We start from the raw sequence: 18,854 nt of genomic DNA, 5'->3' as shown, positions 1-18,854 counted from the left end.
TCAGGTGCGCAGGCTGAGCAGGGTGTCGAAGATGGTGGTCCCGGTCTCGATCACCTTGGCGTTGGCCTGGTAGAACTGCTGATAACGGATCAGGTTGGCGGCTTCCTCATCCAGGTTGACGCCCGACTCGGCCTGCTGCATGGCGCGCAGCTGCTGGGTCATGGCTTGCTGGGACTTGGCGTTGACCTCGATCACATGGGACTGATTGCCGACATCGCTCACCATGGCGGCGTAGCTCTGGCTGATGGTGGCTTCATTGCCCACCAGCGGCTCGAACTGGAGCTGCTGGAGCGCCAGGGCGTTACGGTTGTCGCCACTCAGCCCACCCTCCTGGGCGGTGGCAATCTGCCGGGTATCCTGTATCTGGTTGGTCATTCCCAGGGCGGCCTGCTTGGTGGGTTGCACCAGGAAGCGGTCACCTTCTGCCAGGGTGCCGTTGAAGCTGACGGTCATGCCGTCGAAGGTCAGGGTGCCGGCGGCCTGGTCGTAAAGGTATTCCTCACCCGCGAGCGAGGTGCCGCTATCCAGACGCTGGATCGACGGCTCGCCATCAACGACGCGGATTTCGTAATCGGAGGTTGTCAGCCGGCTGAGGTCATCGAGTGGCTTGTCTTCCTGATCCAGGTGAAACTCGCCCAGCGTCACGCTAGGTGCGGCAGAACCGACATTGCGCTCGTGGGCGTAGGCGAGGGGGCTCCCGAGTGTGAACATGTCACCGCCCTGGTTCCCGTTCAGGTCGATGCCACTACGATGCTGTGCATTGAAGCTCTCCCCCAAAGCGACGGCCATCTGGCCGATCTGGTTCTGTGCCCGATCGAGCCTGTCGCGGCGGAAGGCGAGCAGCCCACCCAGGCTGCCGTCTGACAGTCGTTGCTCATTGACCTCCGCGAGGTTGTCGCGGGACTCCTGGTACCCCACGACGAGGCGCTGGGGGTCGCTGCCCGAGTTCATCACGTCCAGCTTGTAGACCTGGGTGCCCGCCACCAATGCCTGGCCGGTGGGCAGGTAAACGTTGTAGCTCTTGCCGTCCTGGATCTGCAGCGTGACGTTCAGGTGCTCGCTGAGCTCGGCGACGGCCTGATCACGCTGGTTGAGCAGACTGTTAGGGGCCGAGCCGGCACTGGCTCGTGCCAGGGAGATCTCGCGATTCAGCGTAGCCAGCTTGTCGGCTGTCGTGTTGATCTGATTGACCTCGTCGCGAATCATGCCTTCGATGCCTGACTGCATCTCTTCCAGATAGTTGCCGAAGGCCTGGAACTGCCCGCTCAGGGTGGTGGCGTTGCCGATGACCCCCTGACGCGCTGCGGGATCGGAGGGGGCACCGCTGAGATCCTCGAGGGCGGAGCAGAAATTCTGCATCAGCGGCGACAGGCCGCTCTCCAGGTCGCCCAGCAGGTTGTCCAGCTGGGTGATCTGGCTCTGATATGCCTCCAACCCGCTCAGTGCACTTACCGAGGCATTGTGCTGAGCCGATACGTAGCGGTTGAACTGGCGCTCCACCTCCTGCAGGCGCACGCCACCGTCACCCTGGCCCTCGGCCAGCTTGGCTGTTTCACGATGAAAGCCGGGGGTGTAGGCGTTGCTGATATTGTTGCCAGTGGTATCCAGCGCCTGGCGGGCGACGGTCAGCCCGCTGATACCGGTGCTAAAGAGGCTCATGCGTCTATATCCTCGCGCGTAATGCTTCCCTTATCGGCCGCAACGGCAGGATCTTTAGGGCTAGCAGGGCTTGAACCGAACAGGCGTTCTGCCATCGCCAGTCGCGATGGCGTGTCCTCGATGGGGCCCAGTGAGGCCATCACGCTGATCAGCTTGTCGGCATAGGCCGGGTCGGTGGCATAGCCACTTCGCTGGAGGGCTCGCGCGGCCTGTGGCGGGCTGTCGGCTGCCAGGACGCTGGCGTAGCGAGGGTTATCGCTGATCAGCCGGGCATAGTCCGTGAAGGCATCCTCGTAGCTCTCATACACGCGGAAGGTATCGACCAGGCGGGTCCTGCGGCCATCGATGAACTCGTGTGTCACGATATCCGTGGTGGTACCTTGCCAATGTCGGCCTGCCTTGATGCCGAAGAGGTTATGGCTGTTCCCGCCATCCTGCCGCGGGATGCCGTGACGTCCCCAGCCGGTTTCCAGCGCCGCCTGGGCCAGAATCAGTTCGGCCGGAATGCCGGTGGCACGGCTCGCGTGCCGGGCGGGGGCGGCAAGCGTATCGATGAAGCCCTGCTTATGCTGTGGCAGTTCTGTCTCGCGGGCCTTGCTGTCCGCCGGTGATGCCTTGGCGAGTGCCGGAGAGTCTCTGTCAGGAGAGGCACCAGCATTAACCTGGGTGGCCAAGGCTTCGAGGAAGTTCTCGGGCGCGTGGAAGGTAGCCTGTGTGAGCGGGAGAGGGTTGCCACGGGGGATGCCGGCGATCAGTTCATCGGTATTCGCTGGCGGCATGCTGTCACCACGGCCGAGCTGCTGCACCAGCTGGTCGGCCATGCCGATGCCGCGACCGGAAAGGTGCTGGGCCAGCTGCTGGTCGAACAGCTCGGTGTAGAAGCGGGTCTGGGAACTGTTCGTCAGGTCCGATTCTGGGATGGCGTCGCGCATGCTTTTCAGCATCCTGTTCACCAGCAGAGCTTCGAACTGTCGCGCGGCTTCGGGAAGTCCGGCATCGGGGTTGCGCCCCGCGCTGTGCTTGAGACGCTGGATTCCCTGCATATCGAGGGCGAACTGGTTGCTGATGTCCGGCAGACTCATCAGATGATCTCCAACTCGGCACGCAGGGAACCAGCGGCCTTGAGAGCCTCGAGTATGGCCATCAGGTCCTGGGGGGAAGCACCCAGTGCGTTGAGGGCATTCACCACCTCGCTGAGGTCGGCCCCTTCCACAACACGCAGGTAGGCATCCTGCTGCTGGATGGCGATCTCGCTGTCGGGCACCACGACCGTTCTTCCCTCGCCAAATGCCCGGGGCTGGCTGACCTGATACTGGGTATCGATGACGATGGAGAGGTTGCCATGGGCAACAGCGGCACGACCCAGCGTGACGGCCCCGTTCATCACCACGGAGCCGGTCCTGGAGTTGAGCACGACCCTGGCCGGGGCGGCAGTCGGGGTGACATGGAGGTTCTCGATGCGTGCCATGAAGTTGACGCGACTGTTGGGATCCGTCGGGCCATCGAGTCGGACCACCCGGGAGTTCTGTGCGGCGGCAACGGGGCGCCCGAAATCGTTGTTGATGGCACTGACGACACGCTGTGCGGTACCAAAGTCGGCGTCATGAAGCTCCAGCTCCAGCAGGCCTCCGCGGGCTCCCAGGTCGAGCGGCACCTCGCGTTCCACCAGGGCTCCTCCGGCGATGCGTCCTCCAGCCTGCTGATTGACCTGTACGCTGCTCCCGCCAGCCTGGGCAGAGACTCCCGCGACCAGGACATTGCCTTGAGCGAGCGCATAGGTGTCGCCATCGGCGCCCTTCAGGGGCGTCATCAGCAGGGTGCCACCTCTCAGGCTTTCTGCGTTGCCGACCGAGGAGACATTGATATCGAGCCGCTGACCGGGGCGGGAAAAAGGTGGCAGGTCGGCGGTGACCATCACCGCGGCGACGTTGCGCAGCTGCATATTGGTGCCGGGAGGGATGGTGACTCCGAGCTGAGACAGCATGTTGGTCAGGCTTTGCCCGGTGAAGGGCGCCTGCATGGTTTGATCACCGGTACCGTCGAGCCCCACCACGAGGCCGTAACCAACCAGCTGGTTGTCACGCACGCCGGCAAAGCTCGCCAGCTCCTTTAAGCGTTCAGCCTGAGCAGGGAGCGCGATCAGCCACGACGCCATCAGCAGACAACATAGGAGGCAGGTTCTTGCGAGTGGTGGTGGCAAGGTTGGCATGGGCTTTGATACTCCGGCAGGACTAGAACGGGGAGACGTTCAGGAAGAAACGCTGCAGCCAGCCCATGTGCTGTGCCTCGTTGATGTAGCCGTCTCCGACGTACTCGATGCGTGCGTCGGCAACCGTGGTGGAGGGCACGGTATTCTGACCGGTGATCGCCCTCGGGTTGACGACGCCTGAAAACCGAATGAACTCGACGCCTTGATTGATGGCGATCTGCTTCTCACCGCGGACGCGAAGGTTCCCATTGTTCATGACCTCGACGACGGAAACCGTGATCGTGCCGGTGAAGGAGTTGTTGGCCTGGGAGCCACCGCCACCATCGAAGCCCGTTTCTCCCGACAGGTCGAAGCCGTACTCCGCCAGCATGTCGAGCACGTCCGGCGCCTGAGAGGTGTCGAGGACTGCGTTACCACTGCGGTTGGCATTGGAGCGCGAGTTCTTGCTGGCACTCACCTCCTCATCGAGCACGATGGTCAGGATGTCGCCGACCGTTCGCGGCCGGCGATCCTCGAACAGGGGCTGATAGCCTCGCTGTACCTGATAGATGGAACCATTGGCTATCGGCGCCGGACGATCGGGGATGCTGATCTGCTCCTGCTCACCCACGACGGAGGCGCGCGGTATCTGGGCGCAGCCCGTCATGGCGACGCCCAGTACGACGGCTGCCAGTAGAGGGAGTGCGAGGTTCCACAGCGGATGCATGGCGTGCCTTGGCATGTTCAGGTTACAGCTGAGTGAGGCGTGACAGCATTTCGTCGCTGGTCTGCACGGCACGGCTGTTGATCTCGTAGGCGCGCTGGGTCTGGATCATGCTGACCATCTCTTCCACGACATTGACGTTCGACGTCTCGACGTAGCCTTGGAAGAGCCTTCCGGAGCCGATTGAGCCAGGGATGGCTTCGTTCATTGGCCCACTGGAGCCTGTCTCGCGATAGAGGTTGCCACCGATGCTTTCCAGCCCGGTAGGGTTGACGAACTTTGCCAGCGTGATCTGTCCCACTTCCAGGGCCTGTGCGACGCCCGGTTGCGTCACGGAGACGATGCCATCCTCTCCTATCGAGATGCTCAGCGCGTTGTCGGGAATGAAGATGGCGGGCTCGAGTGGATAGCCGCTGGCTGTCACCATCTGGCCGTTGGCGTCCAGCTGGAAGCTGCCATCGCGGGTATAGGCAATCTCGCCATCGGGCAGGATGACCTGGAAGAACCCCTGGCCGTTGATGGCCAGGTCACGTGAGTTCTCGGTGTTCTCGAGGTTGCCTTGCGTATGAAGTCGCTCGGTGGCGACAGGCCTTACCCCGGTGCCGACCTGAAGCCCCGATGGCAGGCGGTTCTGGATATCGTTCTGCGCCCCGGGCTGGCGAAGGTTCTGATAGAGCAGATCCTCGAAGACCGCGCGCGATCGCTTGAAGCCGTTGGTGCCAACGTTGGCCAGGTTGTTGGAGATGACATCCATCTGGAGCTGCTGTGCCTCCAGACCGGTCTTGGCGGTCCACAACGATTTGATCATGAGTCACTTCCTGCTGTTGGGGGCTGGCGGTCTAGCCTTGCAGAGAAAGCAGGCTGTTGGCCCGCTGAGCGTTTTCATCGGCCGAGCTAATGACCTTCATCTGCATCTCATAACGGCGTGCAATATCGATCATCGATACCATCGACTCGACGGCGCTGACGTTGCTGCCCTCCAGCGAGCCGGTGGCAAGCTTGGCCGTCTCACTGCGCGGCAGTGCCGCCATGCCGCCATCGCCGGCCCGTGAGCGAAAAAGGCCGTCATCACCCCGCTCGAGAGTCTGTGCATCGGTGGTGACGAGCTTGATCCGACCCACCTCGGCGATGGTGTCTGGCGTCTGACCAGGCGCGATCGCGCTGATGGTGCCATCGGCACCAATCGAGACCTGTGATTCCAGCGGAACGAGAACAGGGCCGTCAGCACCCAGCACAGGCCTTCCTGCGACGTGGAGCATGCCGTCGCCGTCGATCTGGATATCGCCACGGCGGGTATAGGCTTCGTTGCCCTGGGCGTCCTGTACTGCCATCCAGGCAGCCCCCTCGAGGGCGACATCAAGGGGGCGTCCGGTGGCGGTGATCGGGCCGGCGCTCAGGTCACTGCCCGGTGTGGAGGCGACTACAGAGGCACGCGTGTCCAGACGCGCCTCTCCCTGGACTGGCACCGCTCGCATGGCATGCAGCTGAGCCCTAAAGCCTGACGTGGTGGCGTTGGCCAGGTTGTGGTTGACCACGGCCTGCTGCTCCATGCTCTGACGAGCGCCACTCATGGCGGTATAGAGGATCTTGTCCATGATGCTTAGCGCAGGTTGATGGCGGTTTGCAGAAGCTCGTCCTGGGTCTTGATGGTCTGCGAGTTCGCCTGGTAGGCGCGCTGGGCGACGATCATCTCCACCAGTTGCTTGGCCATGTCCACGTTCGAGGTCTCCACCACGCCGGATGCGATGCTTCCCAGTGATCCGCTGGTGGGGGAGCCGAGGAGCTCACCGCCCGACTCGGTCGAGGCCAGCCAGGCGTTGTCCCCATAGGGGCGGAGTCCCTCCTCATTGCGGAAACTGGCCAGGGCAATCTGGCCGGCAGGCCGGGACTGCTCGTTGGTATAGTTGCGCAGGATGGTGCCGTCTTCCTCGATGGAGATCCCGACGAGGGCACCGGATGTGAAGCCGTTCTGAGTGAGGGCGCTGGTTGTGGACTCGTTACCGTACTGGGTGGTGCCGGCCAGGTTGAAGGTGATCTGAAGATCATCGACGTCGCCACCGCCCGCGAAGGTAACCGGCGGCATGGCCCCCGCAGCTGGCGTGGTCATGGTGCCGTTGGTGTCGAATGCCAGATTGAACGCGAGGGCTGCCTCGCCTTCGAGGACCGGAGTGCCTGTCCAGGTGTTATCCGCAACCTTCTGGTAATACACGGTGATGCTCCTCGGGTTGCCGAGAGAGTCGTAGACCGTCATGTTGTTCGAATAGTGGTAGTCGAGCGCTGTTCCAGTGGCGAGCGTCACCTGGTTGGGGGGATTGGCCGCATCGTTGCGGGCGTCCAGGTTCAGCGTCATGTCGATCTGAGAGGTGGCCTGGGCAGGCATCTCATCCGCAGTAACCTGCAGAACCTCCGGCTGTGCCCCGCGTTGAACCTTGGGGGAAACCGCGGTCGGGTCATCCAGCCCGTAGCCCATCACGCGGGCGCCGCTGCTGTTGGTGAGGTAGCCATCCGGCGTCAGGCCCAGCTGGCCGTTGCGTGAGTAGACGACCTGGTTGTCCTGCATGAAGCGAAAGAAGCCCTGGCCACTGACGGCGAGGTCTAGCGTCCTGCCGGTGCTTTCCAGGTTTCCGTCGCTGAAGTCCTGAACCACGTCGGAGACGCGTGTGCCGAGGCCGACTTGCGCATTGGCAAATACGTCGGCAAACTGGGCGTTGCTGCCCTTGAAGCCGACGGTCTGGGCGTTGGCGATGTTGTTACCCAGCACACCGAGGCTGGAGGAGGCGGCATTGAGCCCACTGAGTGCTTGAGAAAAGCTCATGGATCATATCCTCAAAGAATCTGCTTGATGTCCTGGATATCGACCTGGCCATAGATGGCGCCCAGATCGAGCTTGACGTTGCCGTCCTGGGTGGGGGTTACACCACCCACCTGGGCATAGTTCAGGGTGGGTACTGAGGTGGCTTCTTGACCCTTAAGGGACTCGATTCGGACGCGATAAGCACCGCTAGCCGCCTGCTCGCCTTGCTGGGTACGCCCATCCCAGCTGAAGGATTGCACCCCGGCCTGGGCCGGGCCCAAGTCGTACTGGTTGATGGTGGTGCCGTCCGAGGCTGAGATGGTGATGCGCAGGTTGCTGGCAGGCTGGTCCAGCATGACGCCGAATGGCGTTGTATGGCTCTGCCCCTCACCATCCTGTTCGACAAGCACCCTGTCTCCTGGAACGAGAACCCCCTGGCCGATCAGGCTGGCAGCCTGAAGCGTGCGGTTGGCCTCGATCTGCCCCGTGATCCCGTTCAGAGTCTCGTTCAGCTCTTCGATACCATTGACGGTATTGATCTGGGCGAGCTGAGAGGTCATCTCGTGATTCTCGAGGGGGTTGAGAGGGTCCTGGTTCTTCAGCTGGGTGATCAGCAACTCCATGAAGTTGTTGCGCAACTCAGCTGATTGTTTGGCCTGGGCCGTCGGGGTGCTGCTGACCCTTGCCAGCGTGGCACTGTCGATCGTCGTGGACATGGTTAGCTCTCGATCAGGGTCAGTGTCTTCATCAGCAACTGCTTGCTGGTGTTCATGACCTCCACGTTGGCTTGATAGGACCGTGAGGCAGAAATCATGTTGACCATCTCATTCACGGGGTCGACGTTGGGCATCGTCACATAGCCTTCTTCATTCGCCAGCGGATGCTCGGGTCGATACTCCAGGCGCATGGGGGAGGGATCCTCGATCACACCGCGGACTTCTACTCCTCCAGCGGTGCCCTGTTGCTGACGCGCCTGGAAGAGCACTTGCTTGGCGCGATAGGCTGCTCCATCGGGGCCAGCCACGCTGTCGGCATTGGCCAGGTTGCTGGCGGTCACGTTCATGCGTTGGGACTGGGCGCTCATGGCCGAGCCGGCAATGTCAAAAGCGGAGAACATTGTCATGGGCACTTCCTCGCTCGAGGTTCAGGAGGGTCAAGACTCTGGCTGCATGGCGTTCTTGAGGCCGCGGATCCGGCTCTCGAGGAATGTCAGGCTGGCCTGATAGCGCACGGCGTTGTCGGCGAACTTCACTCTCTCCCGCTCCATTTCCACCGTGTTGCCATCCATGCTTGGTTGGTCAGGTGTGTGGTACAGCAGATCAGGGAGAGGTGTCTGCAGCGCGCTCCCGGGTATATGGCGTGAGGATGTGAGCGTCAGAGTGGAGCCCGAGTTGCCCTTGGGGCTGGTCTTGACGGCCCTGGCCAGCTCGGCCGCAAAGTCGAAGTCCCTGGCCTTGAAGTTGGGTGTGTCGGCATTGGCGATGTTGTTGGCCAACACCTCATGGCGCTGGTGGCGTAACCCCAACGCTGCTTGATGGAAACTGAACGCGCCTTCCAGCTTGTCGATCATGATTGACCCTCGTGACCATCGGCGGGTGGTCCACCGGGAAAACGAACAGCCTGCAGAATAGACAGGCCGCCGTCAGGACAAAGCAGGAAACAGACGGTCTTTTGCGTGCCATTTCCTGTCTTGCTCCTGGCCTTACCGGCATAGAATCTAGATGAGCGATCAATGGGGGGAGAGTCTGTGGCTGCCGATAGCCGATACGCCAGGCAGGCCAGGCGCTGTGGCTGGCAAGTTGTAAAGGCATGTTTTTCCGGGCTGTGGCTACTTCTCGCGCCGTTCAGTGCTGTTGGAGATGCCACGCTCGAGGCCGAGATCGCCGACTTCTTGAAGCAAGAAGCCCGCGAGCTCGGTTACCAGGCGGAGGTGAGCGTTTCTGCCAGAGGCCTGGATGCTGCGAGTTGCGCTGTACGAGAGCTATTCCTGCCCCCCAGCGCTGACATGCGGCGGGGTCGAATTGTCGTGGGAGTTCGCTGCCTTGAGCAAGGAGAGACTCACTACCTGAGAGCTGACGTTGCGCTACCCGTCGACTACCTGGTGGTTGCTGAGCCGATTGCGACAGGCGAGCGGGTGACCTTGGATCAGTTGAGGTGGGAGCGCGGGGATCTAGCATCCTTGCCTAATGGCGTCCTTCGGGACCCCGCAGAGCTCGAGTCCATGCGGGCCAGGCGGAGCCTTAGGCCGGGTACTCAGCTGAGGTCCGCTTTCCTTGAGAAAGAGCCGCTGGTAGAACGGCGTCAGGCCGTTACCATCAGTGCTACGGGTACGGCCTTCCGGATTGAGCGGGAAGGGGTAGCCCTTGATGCCGGTGGGCTAGGTGATTGGCTACGTGTGCGAATGGGGGGCGGCGAGGTGATCGAGGCCCGGGTGGTGGGTGCGTCTCGCCTGGAGGTACTGCCATGATGCGGGTTCGCAATGGTAGCGGCGCAGCGCTAAAGTTCTTTGTGCCTGTGCCGATAACGCTGGCATGCACGCATTCATGAGGTCTTCCTGGTGAAAATCGATAACACGCAGCCGCCGCAGCGCCCGGTCGAGGGCGCCAAGCCTGCCAAGCCGTCGGCCCAGCAGCCTCAGCCAACCGGCTCCTCCACCCCATCCGCGGTAGCTCATCTGGGCGCTGCCTCCGGCGCTTCAGCGGGCCAAGATGTGGATCAGGCGCGAGTGGATGAAATTCGCCAGGCAATCAGCGAAGGCAAGCTGGAGGTTCGCGCAGACCGGATCGCAGAAGGGCTGCTGGCGAGTGTTCAGGACATCCTTTCGAGGAAGGACTAGCCAATGACCCTGGCCCACTGCTTGGTGGACGAGCTGGCCGCAATGCGGCGGCTGATGGAACTCCTCGACGAGGAGGCAAACCAACTGGCCAAAGCGGAGGTGGATGGTGATGCGCTGGTCCATCTGGCTGAATCCAAGCAACAGCAGCTTGAACGCCTCGGGGCCTTGTCATCCGAACGCCGTGAGCTGATGGGGGGTGAGGCCGTTTCGTCACCTGAGCGCGCCCTTGAGGTGGTACGAGTGGACGGCTGCGAGGCCGAATGGCAAGAGCTGCTCAAGGTGGCAGAGCAAGTCTCAAACCATAATCATGGCAATGGCCGGATGATCCAGCTTCGCATGGAACAAAACCAGCGATTGTTGAACATGATTTCCGAAGCCAGGGGTAGGGCACTCTATAATCGCCGCGGTGAGGCGGGGCGTGGTGAGAGCCGTCTCAACTTGAAGGCATAGAATAAGTGACGCTGGTTGCTTTTATCGCTTACGCCTCGTCACTCTCTTCAGATGCGGGGCGTACCAGGAGCGTGTAAGGGTCTGGCTCCATGCTCTCGAACCGCTTCAGTTTCTCGATAAGGCCTCTGTCAAAGACCTTCCCTTCGTTCAGCAGCAGGATCCCACTGCTGGAGAAAAGATCTCTTGCGAGCTTCATGCCTGGTTCTACCCGCTTTGTATCAAGGACCTGGACATCCTTGTCTGCAATCCCGAGGTCGGGTGAGTATTCCTTGCAGATATCAATGAATGGACCGACAAGACCCGGGTCGTAGAACCTTCCAGAAAATTTATTGATCAGTTTGAAGACGTCCTGCCTGCCAACTTGCCGCTTCAGTATCATTCCTCTCTGGTATTCGATGAAGTCCACGGAAAGTTTGATTATTCTGGCCCCGACAGGTATTTCTTCCCCCTTTACTCGGTTAGGGAAGCCACTGCCATTCCATCGCTCCTGATGGTGGAGGACAAGTTCAGCCACGCCCCCCAGCCCTGGGAGCTTGGTAACAATCTCATAACCCGTCTTTGGATATTGTTGGTATAACTTCCTATCCTCCCGGTAGAGCAGATCAGCTGGCTGTTGCAACAGGGTATCCGACCATACAGTGCGGCCCAGTGCAAAGAGCCTGGATGCGTCGGTGACGTCCTTGGCGCTCACATCCACGGGCAGGTGCTCCAGCACGGTCTTCACCACGTCGACTACCTGTGGGCTTGAGCGGCTCGAGGAAGGAAGGCGTATCAGGTTCAACTGATGGAGGGCTTCGACCATGGCATCACGGGACTCTTGAAGGTGAGAGTCTCCCCTCTCCGGCTCCACCCGGTCAGTTTCCTTTTCGTTCATGCAGCCCTCCTTGCTTCAGAAAGAAAGATATGCGCTGTTGAATCTTATACAGCACACATGGCTGACCTAAATCATTAAAAAACGTCGCTTGTTAGACCTTAATCGGTTCACAATCCTGGCCAAAGTAGCGTAGGCTGTCATGACTGTGTAGCCGCCCAGGCAGAGTGCCCACCATGAACAGCTCCGACTTCGAGCCTGGCACGCGGAGTGCCAACCTTAGCCTTCATCCTGCCTCCTTGGCTAGCTTGATAGTGGATCACCTGCCGCTGGGCATCATGGTGGTCGGGTCGGATGGGCGGGTGAAAAGCGCTAACCCCTCGCTGCACCGACTCCTTGGCTATGCTCCCGGAGCATTGGAGGGGAGCGACTTGACTGCCTTGCTGGACAATGAGATCTCTGAAACGTTGCCTTCAATGCCTCTGGAAGGCGAAGGCTTTTTTCGACACGCTGATCACCATAAGGTTGCTGTTACATTTAAGTCTCACAAGATCCATAGTAATGGAGCAAGAGAGGAGCTTTGGCTTGTAATAGTGTCATCAGGCGATGAGGGAAGTCTCGGCGCTGAGACAGAATTTGATCTTAAGAAACGCATTCTTCTGGATAGAGTTCAGCATGCTCTGCTTCGTGCAAGTCGGAATGAAAGTGCCGTGACGTTGCTCTGCATAGAGATTGATAGGTTCGACGAGCTATCACAGGTTCTTGGTGGCGCTGGGTGCGATGAGTTGCAGTGTCAAGTTTACGACAGAATCAGTCAGGCACTAAGAGCGGAAGATACGTTGGCCAGGGTGGAGAGTGGTCGGTTTGTTGTTGTTCTAGATAATGATGCCATTCCGGATAAGGCGCAGGTTGTCGCATCACGTGTTCAGGAAAGCTTTGACCCTCCGTTTCAACTGTCCCAAGGGCGTACTCTGCTGACAGCAAGCCTGGGGATTTCAATCTCTCCTCGAGATGGTGATACACCAGATCAACTGTTGGCAAGTTCCTATTCCGCTGTAAAGTCTGCCAGGCGGCGTGGTGCTGGGCAGTTGGCATATCATGACAAGCTGCTCTCAAGGAAAATGAGGGAGCAACAGAAGCTAGAGTTTGAACTTCAGAATGCCATACTTGAGCCAGATAGGCATTTTAGTGTGGTATACCAACCGCAAGTTGAACTTAATACTGGAAAGTGTATTGGGGTGGAGGCATTGATCCGCTGGCGTCACCCTGGTGGTGAGATCCTGCCGCCAGGAGGCTTTCTCCCCCAGGCGCAGAAAATGGGGTTGTTGCCTCGCTTGGATCGCTGGGTGCTGATGCAGGTAATCAATCAATGGAAGAATTGGCAGTCGTTGGGAGCTGGCCTGGACAAGCTTCAGGTCTCCGTGAATGTGGATCAACAGTCGCTTGATCAAGGCGTCATGTCGGCCCTTCCACTGGATCGCTTTCTGCGAGATGCGGCACCGGTGCTCAATTGGTTGACCCTTGAAATAGCCAATTATGGCCTTCAGGGGCAGGTGCGTGAGCACTCGCACCTTCTCAGAAGGCTCTCCCAGTTGGGGCTTTCCATAGCCGTCGACGGCATCGGGAATGAGGCCGTTGACGTGGGTATCTTCGCGATGCTTCCGGTCTCCAAGGCGAAGATAAATGGTGAGCTGGTATCCAGCGTCGATAGTCGTGTGAGCAGTCGAAAGCTTATGAGATCCCTTCATAGCTTCATGTCGTCTCTAGAGGTCAACAGCATCGTAGTCGGTATTGAAAGCCTCAAGATAGCTGAAGCGGTGCGTTCGTTAGGCATTAGTCATGGCCAGGGAAATTATTTTAGCGCTCCATTATCTTCCGTGAAACTCAAGGATTGGCTGTCTGAGCGTGCCAATGTTCCTGGAGATACGATTTAATTGAGCCGCTCATGTCACATTAGATTGGGGTAGGGTTCTGAGCTTTCCCGGATGGGGTCTTGGGTTGATTTATTTATGGAAAATTTCAACTCTTAAAGGTAAAGGAGCTTCTTTAACTTGGCGCTATCTTCTTCCGGTACCTTCGTAGGAAATCGCTATAGTCCATGCCGATAGAATGTGGGGCGAAACAGGATAAAACCACCGAGGCATGGTAAATTAAGTTGAGCAGGTGGCTAACACATCACTCTTTACGTCATGGCTCCACAAGGTAGAGGCCTGCATGTTTTGCTAGGTACATCACTGCATTTTCATGCTTCAGCAGACTATTGAAGATATCACTTATTGGCCAGACGTCCCACGGTTGATGAAGTCTGAATAATGCTAGGTGCGTCTTGACAAATTCAGCCTGAAGTGTTTCCGACGGGCCTGTTTGATCCTTAATGAGTTCTGTGCCAATATCTTTTGCAAGTTGTCAAACGCCCCTTCCGCTGGTAGATCAATCGCCAGGACGCCTTACATTCAAGAAAATGCCCTTGGAGTCGATAAGACAGCTAGTGCTGTATTGCTACACAGCAAGCAGCATAGGCTTAACCGCGTTGATACACGTTGAATTTCATGAGCCAGAGAATGGCGAGCTTCTCATGAGGATTTTTCGCCGAGGCACCTCCCGTGTTGAGGCTCAGTGACCCGGCGGCTCATGCTCCGGGAATCCGATGTCTAATCGAGTTAAAATTGCGATTTTTGGATAGGGAGGTTACACAGAATTCCCTGGATTTTCTTATCCTATTACCACCCTGATGCTTGGTCTATTCAAACAAAAATTTCCCTGATGAGAAGATCATGATACGCCCCCTGTTCGCACGACTTTGCTTCCAACTGTTAATGGCTCTGGCTTGCTTGAGCACTGCGATCTTTGGCCTGCTTGACGCTCTCGTGGAAGAGAAAAGTAAAGCCTTGAGTGCTTTGATTCTCCCGGATAGTACTCTCGCTGTCGGGTTGATCGGCCTGGCTCTGCTATGTCGGTTACGAGGCATGCAGGTCGCTAGCCGTGTTGCCTCCCTGATCCTCCTTGGCCTCGTGGTTTATCGACTGCTGCCAGGCGGCAGCTGGCAGTTCGCAGACTATCCACGCACTGGGCCTTGGGGAACCCTGCTATTCGGGTTAGCGGCTTGCGGGTTGCTGGTGAGTACATTTGGAGGCACCTGGCGTTCGCTGTCGCGGGTGGCGGGCATGACGCTGATGGCCATGGGCGGCATAGCGTTCCTCTTTGGTTGGCTACCGACTACCAACCAGATCTCCATAACCTGGCCTGGGCATCATATTGCGGCGCCAGGGGGGAGCTTGCTGTTGTTTGGTCTTGGCATTGTCCTGCTGACTCAGGAACGTCCCCGTCATTCGGTAGCGGCCATGCCCATTTCGACAGCAACGCTGGCCGCAGCCCTGGCGGGAGGCCTGCTGACCACAGGTGGCTGGTACCTTCTCAGCCAGCAGAATCTCGAAACGCTGGTCAGCCAGAGTGAGCATGCCCTCGCCAGAGCCGAGAGTGGCACACAAGCCGCACTGAGGCGCCACGAGTTATATTTGCAGCGTCAGGGAGAGCGCTGGGAAAATCTGCCGGAGCTGGCCGATGCTTTTTGGCAACAGGAGTCCACGAGCTACCTCCGGGATATTTCCGCTTTCGAGCTGATCGCGGTGCTCGACAGTGATCAAACCCCGAGGCGTCTTGCAGTGAAACGCACGAGTGCTCGTGAATGGCTTGGGCGCTACCTCTCCAAAGCTGAACACCTCCGATGGATCAACAATGCAGACCACTACACTGGTGAACATGCTGGTCCAGTGATGTACGCAACTGATGGCAGGCCATTGATGTTGTTGGCCATGCCGCTATCGATAGTCGACTCTTCCAGCCAGTGGCTGGTTGTTACACTGAACATTGCCACCATGCTGGAAGACCAGATAAGCCAGGATTCTGATCATTTCATTGTTCAGTTGCATGAGGCTGACGGTCTGCTCTATGGCCCTTGTCTTGTAGGAAATCTCGGAGAACGAGTGGTATTCGCCTCCCGCACGATGTCGCTCGCCAGTGGTGGCGAGTGGCGAATCTCCGGATTACTCGATACGGGCTACCTGCGCGACCTTAACCTGCTCCCAACCCTTCTGTTGCTGGCTGGTCTAGTGCTGACCCTGGTCCTGATGGTGAGCCAGGAATTGTATCGCATAGCGGAACAGCGTCGCAGCCGCCTGGCGTCCACCAAGGAGGCAACTCAGGCTGCGCTCCAGCAACGTGACCAGTTCTTCACGCTGTCGGCTGACCTGTTCTGCCGCGTCGACCTGGAGGGGTGTTTCCTTCAGGTCAATCCTGCCTTCCAGCACCAGCTGGGGTTTACTCCGGCGGACCTCATCGGCCAGCCCTACACCTGTCTGGTATGGGAAGAGGACCACCCACGCATCGCAGAAGCCATTCAGCGGTTGGCCGCCGGTTTTACTGTCAGGGAACTGGTGGCACGGATTCGGGACAGTGATGAACGGCGCCGCTGGGTCGAGATCAATGCCGCGCTCGGCCAGGAGCAGGTGATCTATGTGGTTGCCCGAGATATCACCGCCCGTCGGGAAAACGAGTTGGCTCTTCGGCGACATGAGCACTTCTTCAATATCGTCGGGAAAACAGCACTGATAGGGGGTTGGTACGTCGATCTGTCGGTTGGTCTGCCGATCTGGTCCGATGAAGTCTGTGCCATCCATGACGAGCCTGCCGGCTTCCAGCCTACCTTGGATCAGGCTATTGCCTACTATGCACCCGAGGACCGTCGGCGCATCCGTACCGTGTTCGAGGCCTGTTGCCATGAAGGGACTCCCTTCGATGAGGAATTTGAGGTCATCACCGCCCAGCCGCGACATATTAGAGTGCGGGTGATTGGCCAAGCCGTCTACGATGACGAAGGCCGAATCGTTCAGGCCCAGGGGTCGACTCAGGATATCACCGAACAGCACCGGCTCGGGGCTGAGGTCTCTCGGTTGGCCGATCGCCTCACCACTACTCTGGAAAGCATCACGGACGGCTTCTTCACCCTTGATGGCGACTGGTGCTTCAGCTACGTCAATCGGGAAGCCGAGCGCCTGCTTCAACGCGATCCTGGCACACTGCTTGGCCGCAATGTATGGGAGGCCTTCCCGGAAGCGGTGGGAACGCGATTTGAGACCGAGTACCTCCAGGCAATGGTATCCGGCCGTTCTGCCCACTTCGAGGAATGTAATCCGTTGCTGGACCTGTGGGTGGAGGTCAATGCTTATCCATCTGAAGAGGGCTTGGCGGTCTACTTCCGCGACATTAACCAACGCAAAGCGACCGAACGCCAGCTGCGTATCCTCGAGAGCAGTGTCGCTTCAAGCGTCAACGGCGTCGTGATATGTGATGCCCTGCAGCCTGACCTCCCCATTGTCTATGTCAATCCCGCTTTCGAACGGATCACGGGCTACTCAAGGGAGCAGGCTATGGGCAGGAACTGTCGCTTCCTCCAGGGTGAAAATACCGAGTCGCGCGCCATACTGAGACTGCGCGAGGGTATCGCCCTTGAGCGAAATGTCCATATCGTCATCCGTAACTACCGTCAGGATGGGACAACCTTCTGGAATGACCTTTATATCTCACCGGTTCGTGACGACAGGGGAAAGGTGACGCATTTCATCGGTGTGCAGAACGATATCTCCACTCAGAGGGAGTACCAGTCTCGGCTAGCCTATAACGCCAGCCATGATGCTCTGACTGGATTACCCAATCGAGCACTGCTGGAAGATCGACTGGCCCAAGGGTGTCAGATTGCCTACCGCTATAAGCGCTACCTGGCGGTACTGTTCCTGGACCTGGATGGCTTCAAGCCTATCAACGACACCTTGGGCCATGACACCGGTGACCGCATCCTGAAGGATGTCGCAAGCCGCCTTGAAGAGTTGCTGCGCCCCGGCGATACCGTGGCTCGCTTCGGCGGCGACGAATTCGTGATCGTGCTTCCTGATCTGGCCTGTGAGAACGATGTGATGCCGGTCGTTCAGCGCCTGCTCGATCGAGTCTCGGCACCTTACCATATTGATAATAACGAACTACGCATTACTGCGAGTATCGGTATCACCCTGTGTGATGGTGAGATCGAACAACCCATGCAGTTGATCCAACAGGCCGACCTGGCCATGTACAAGGCCAAACGGCAAGGTCGCAACACCTCGCAGTGGTACACCTTAGATCTCAATAAGAAGGTAAGTGAACGGGTCACCCTGCGTAACGACTTGCAGCTAGCCGTTGAGAAGCAGCAGTTCGAACTCCATTACCAGCCACAGTTTCATGCCCCTAGCGGCCATGTGATTGGTGTGGAAGCGCTTGTGCGGTGGCATCACCCCGAGCGGGGGTACATTTCTCCGGGAGCTTTCATCGGCCTAGCCGAGGATACCGGTCAGATCATCCCGATCAGTGACTGGGTTCTGGCCACTGCTTGCCGGGATGCTGCCAGACTCAACGACATGGGCTTGGGCAGCTTGCACATGGCAGTTAATGTCTCTCCCATGCACTTCCAGCGCCCAGGTTTCATCTCTGGTGTCATGGGTACGCTTGAAGAAAGCGGGCTTACTCCATCCCTGCTCGAGCTAGAACTTACTGAGGGTGTGTTGATGGACAGCACAGAGCGGGTCATTGAGGCCCTTCAGGCGTTGCGCGAGAGTGGTGTAAGGATTGCCATAGATGACTTTGGCACCGGGTTTTCCAGCCTCAGCTATCTCAAACATCTTCCGATTCACAAGATCAAGATCGATCGCTCGTTCGTGCGGGAGGTAGTCAGTGACCACCGCGATGCCGCCATTATCGAGGGTGTGGTCACCATGGCCGGAAAACTTAGGCTGGATTTGGTGGTTGAAGGGGTCGAGACCGAGTCTCAGTACACTTATCTGTGCCAGCAGCATTGCAATACTTTCCAGGGCTTCTACTTTGCACGGCCCATGCCGCTTGAAGCGCTAGTGCCTTTTCTGAAGGAACATCACAACCGAGGCGGGAAATTGTAGGTACCCGGCTGATCAGTCATTCAGGGCCACCAATCTGCAAGGTCCCGGGGTAATCAAGTCCTCGGGTCCCTGCAGGTAGTCAAATGCTGCGAAGGGGGCTACATGATGAGGCGCTCAGGCCTCGGCGGTAACCTGCCGCTGGCGCCGTGCGCGCAGCACCATACGGTAGCGCGAGCGGATCTCGTCGCGCTCCATGTAGCAGCCCTGCAGCCAGCGGTGGCCGCTTGCGCCCTCGAAGGCATCGCGGGCATGCAGCAGGCGGCGGTTGTCGAAGATCACCAGGTCGCCGGGGCGATAGGTGAAGCGGATGGTGAACGCGGGCTCATGCAGCATGCGCTGCAGCGTCATCAGCGCCTCATAGGCGGGCTCCACCTCCTCGAACGGCGCCTGCAGGGGCCCTCGCAGGAAGTCG

17 protein-coding genes are annotated in these 18,854 nt (G+C 58.9%); 5 read left to right on the top strand and 12 right to left on the bottom strand.

All coding sequences use genetic code 11. The features are described from left to right. From flgK to flgB, 10 genes are all read right to left on the bottom strand, one after another. A complete protein-coding gene (flgK, locus tag DFP85_RS04135) occupies positions 1–1,659 on the bottom strand; it encodes a flagellar hook-associated protein FlgK (RefSeq protein ID WP_133635060.1) in 1,659 nt (552 codons plus the stop codon). Beyond that, positions 1,656–2,741 (bottom strand): flagellar assembly peptidoglycan hydrolase FlgJ, encoded by a 1,086-nt coding sequence (gene flgJ / locus DFP85_RS04130; RefSeq protein WP_133635059.1) that lies wholly within the window; start codon positions 2,739–2,741, stop codon positions 1,656–1,658. Before flgJ ends, flgK begins: the two co-directional genes overlap by 4 nt. Then, positions 2,741–3,814 carry a flagellar basal body P-ring protein FlgI gene (locus DFP85_RS04125; RefSeq protein WP_243737200.1) on the bottom strand — a complete coding sequence of 358 codons (1,074 nt, stop codon included), beginning with the start codon at positions 3,812–3,814 and terminating at the stop codon, positions 2,741–2,743. The genes flgJ and DFP85_RS04125 overlap by 1 nt, the downstream gene beginning before the upstream one ends. Before the next feature lie 76 nt (positions 3,815–3,890). After that, positions 3,891–4,514 carry a flagellar basal body L-ring protein FlgH gene (locus DFP85_RS04120; RefSeq protein ID WP_424955077.1) on the bottom strand — a complete coding sequence of 208 codons (624 nt, stop codon included), beginning with the start codon at positions 4,512–4,514 and terminating at the stop codon, positions 3,891–3,893. A gap of 82 nt (positions 4,515–4,596) precedes the next feature. Beyond that, positions 4,597–5,379, bottom strand: coding sequence for a flagellar basal-body rod protein FlgG (gene flgG / locus DFP85_RS04115; protein ID WP_133635056.1), 783 nt, complete (start codon positions 5,377–5,379; stop codon positions 4,597–4,599). 31 nt (positions 5,380–5,410) lie between these two features. Further along, on the bottom strand, positions 5,411–6,166 hold the full coding sequence (locus DFP85_RS04110; protein WP_133635055.1) for a flagellar basal body rod protein FlgF: 756 nt from the start codon (positions 6,164–6,166) through the stop codon (positions 5,411–5,413). Between the two features lie 5 nt (positions 6,167–6,171). After that, entirely contained in the window at positions 6,172–7,386 is a 1,215-nt protein-coding gene (gene flgE / locus DFP85_RS04105) for a flagellar hook protein FlgE (RefSeq protein ID WP_133635054.1), read from the bottom strand. 11 nt (positions 7,387–7,397) lie between these two features. Continuing rightward, complete coding sequence (locus DFP85_RS04100; protein ID WP_133635053.1) at positions 7,398–8,081, bottom strand: flagellar hook assembly protein FlgD; 684 nt, start codon at positions 8,079–8,081, stop codon at positions 7,398–7,400. Between the two features lie 2 nt (positions 8,082–8,083). Next, the gene (flgC, locus tag DFP85_RS04095; protein WP_133635052.1) at positions 8,084–8,488 is read right to left on the bottom strand and encodes a flagellar basal body rod protein FlgC; all 405 of its coding nucleotides are present in this window, start codon (positions 8,486–8,488) and stop codon (positions 8,084–8,086) included. A gap of 30 nt (positions 8,489–8,518) precedes the next feature. After that, a complete protein-coding gene (gene flgB / locus DFP85_RS04090) occupies positions 8,519–8,935 on the bottom strand; it encodes a flagellar basal body rod protein FlgB (RefSeq protein ID WP_133635051.1) in 417 nt (138 codons plus the stop codon). A 162-nt stretch (positions 8,936–9,097) separates the two neighbouring features. On the opposite strand from flgB, the gene flgA reads away from it, so the two are divergent. The 3 genes from flgA to DFP85_RS04075 all read left to right on the top strand — a co-directional run bounded on the left by flgA (position 9,098) and on the right by DFP85_RS04075 (position 10,651). Further along, positions 9,098–9,832 carry a flagellar basal body P-ring formation chaperone FlgA gene (flgA, locus tag DFP85_RS19275; protein WP_133635050.1) on the top strand — a complete coding sequence of 245 codons (735 nt, stop codon included), beginning with the start codon at positions 9,098–9,100 and terminating at the stop codon, positions 9,830–9,832. 90 nt (positions 9,833–9,922) lie between these two features. Continuing rightward, a complete protein-coding gene (gene flgM, locus DFP85_RS04080) occupies positions 9,923–10,201 on the top strand; it encodes a flagellar biosynthesis anti-sigma factor FlgM (RefSeq protein WP_243737199.1) in 279 nt (92 codons plus the stop codon). A gap of 3 nt (positions 10,202–10,204) precedes the next feature. After that, positions 10,205–10,651: a flagella synthesis protein FlgN gene (locus tag DFP85_RS04075; RefSeq protein ID WP_133635048.1), complete on the top strand. Its 447-nt coding sequence runs from the start codon at positions 10,205–10,207 to the stop codon at positions 10,649–10,651. 28 nt (positions 10,652–10,679) lie between these two features. Here DFP85_RS04075 and DFP85_RS04070 read toward each other — a convergent pair whose 3' ends face one another. After that, a complete protein-coding gene (locus DFP85_RS04070) occupies positions 10,680–11,525 on the bottom strand; it encodes an HD-GYP domain-containing protein (protein ID WP_133635047.1) in 846 nt (281 codons plus the stop codon). A 173-nt stretch (positions 11,526–11,698) separates the two neighbouring features. Between DFP85_RS04070 and DFP85_RS04065 the strand changes: the two genes are divergently transcribed. Both DFP85_RS04065 and DFP85_RS04060 read left to right on the top strand, forming a co-directional pair. Continuing rightward, the gene (locus tag DFP85_RS04065; RefSeq protein ID WP_133635046.1) at positions 11,699–13,396 is read left to right on the top strand and encodes an EAL domain-containing protein; all 1,698 of its coding nucleotides are present in this window, start codon (positions 11,699–11,701) and stop codon (positions 13,394–13,396) included. An 840-nt stretch (positions 13,397–14,236) separates the two neighbouring features. Beyond that, entirely contained in the window at positions 14,237–18,442 is a 4,206-nt protein-coding gene (locus DFP85_RS04060; RefSeq protein WP_243737198.1) for a sensor domain-containing protein, read from the top strand. A 114-nt stretch (positions 18,443–18,556) separates the two neighbouring features. Here the strand turns inward: DFP85_RS04060 and DFP85_RS04055 are convergent. Further along, on the bottom strand, positions 18,557–18,854 hold a 298-nt coding region (locus tag DFP85_RS04055), incomplete at its 5' end, for a TauD/TfdA family dioxygenase (protein ID WP_208108445.1).

This window comes from Halomonas ventosae (genome assembly GCF_004363555.1).
Lineage (GTDB): Bacteria > Pseudomonadota > Gammaproteobacteria > Pseudomonadales > Halomonadaceae > Halomonas > Halomonas ventosae.
Note: the sequence above shows the minus strand (reverse complement) of the source record. Positions and strands in the feature narration are given on the sequence as shown.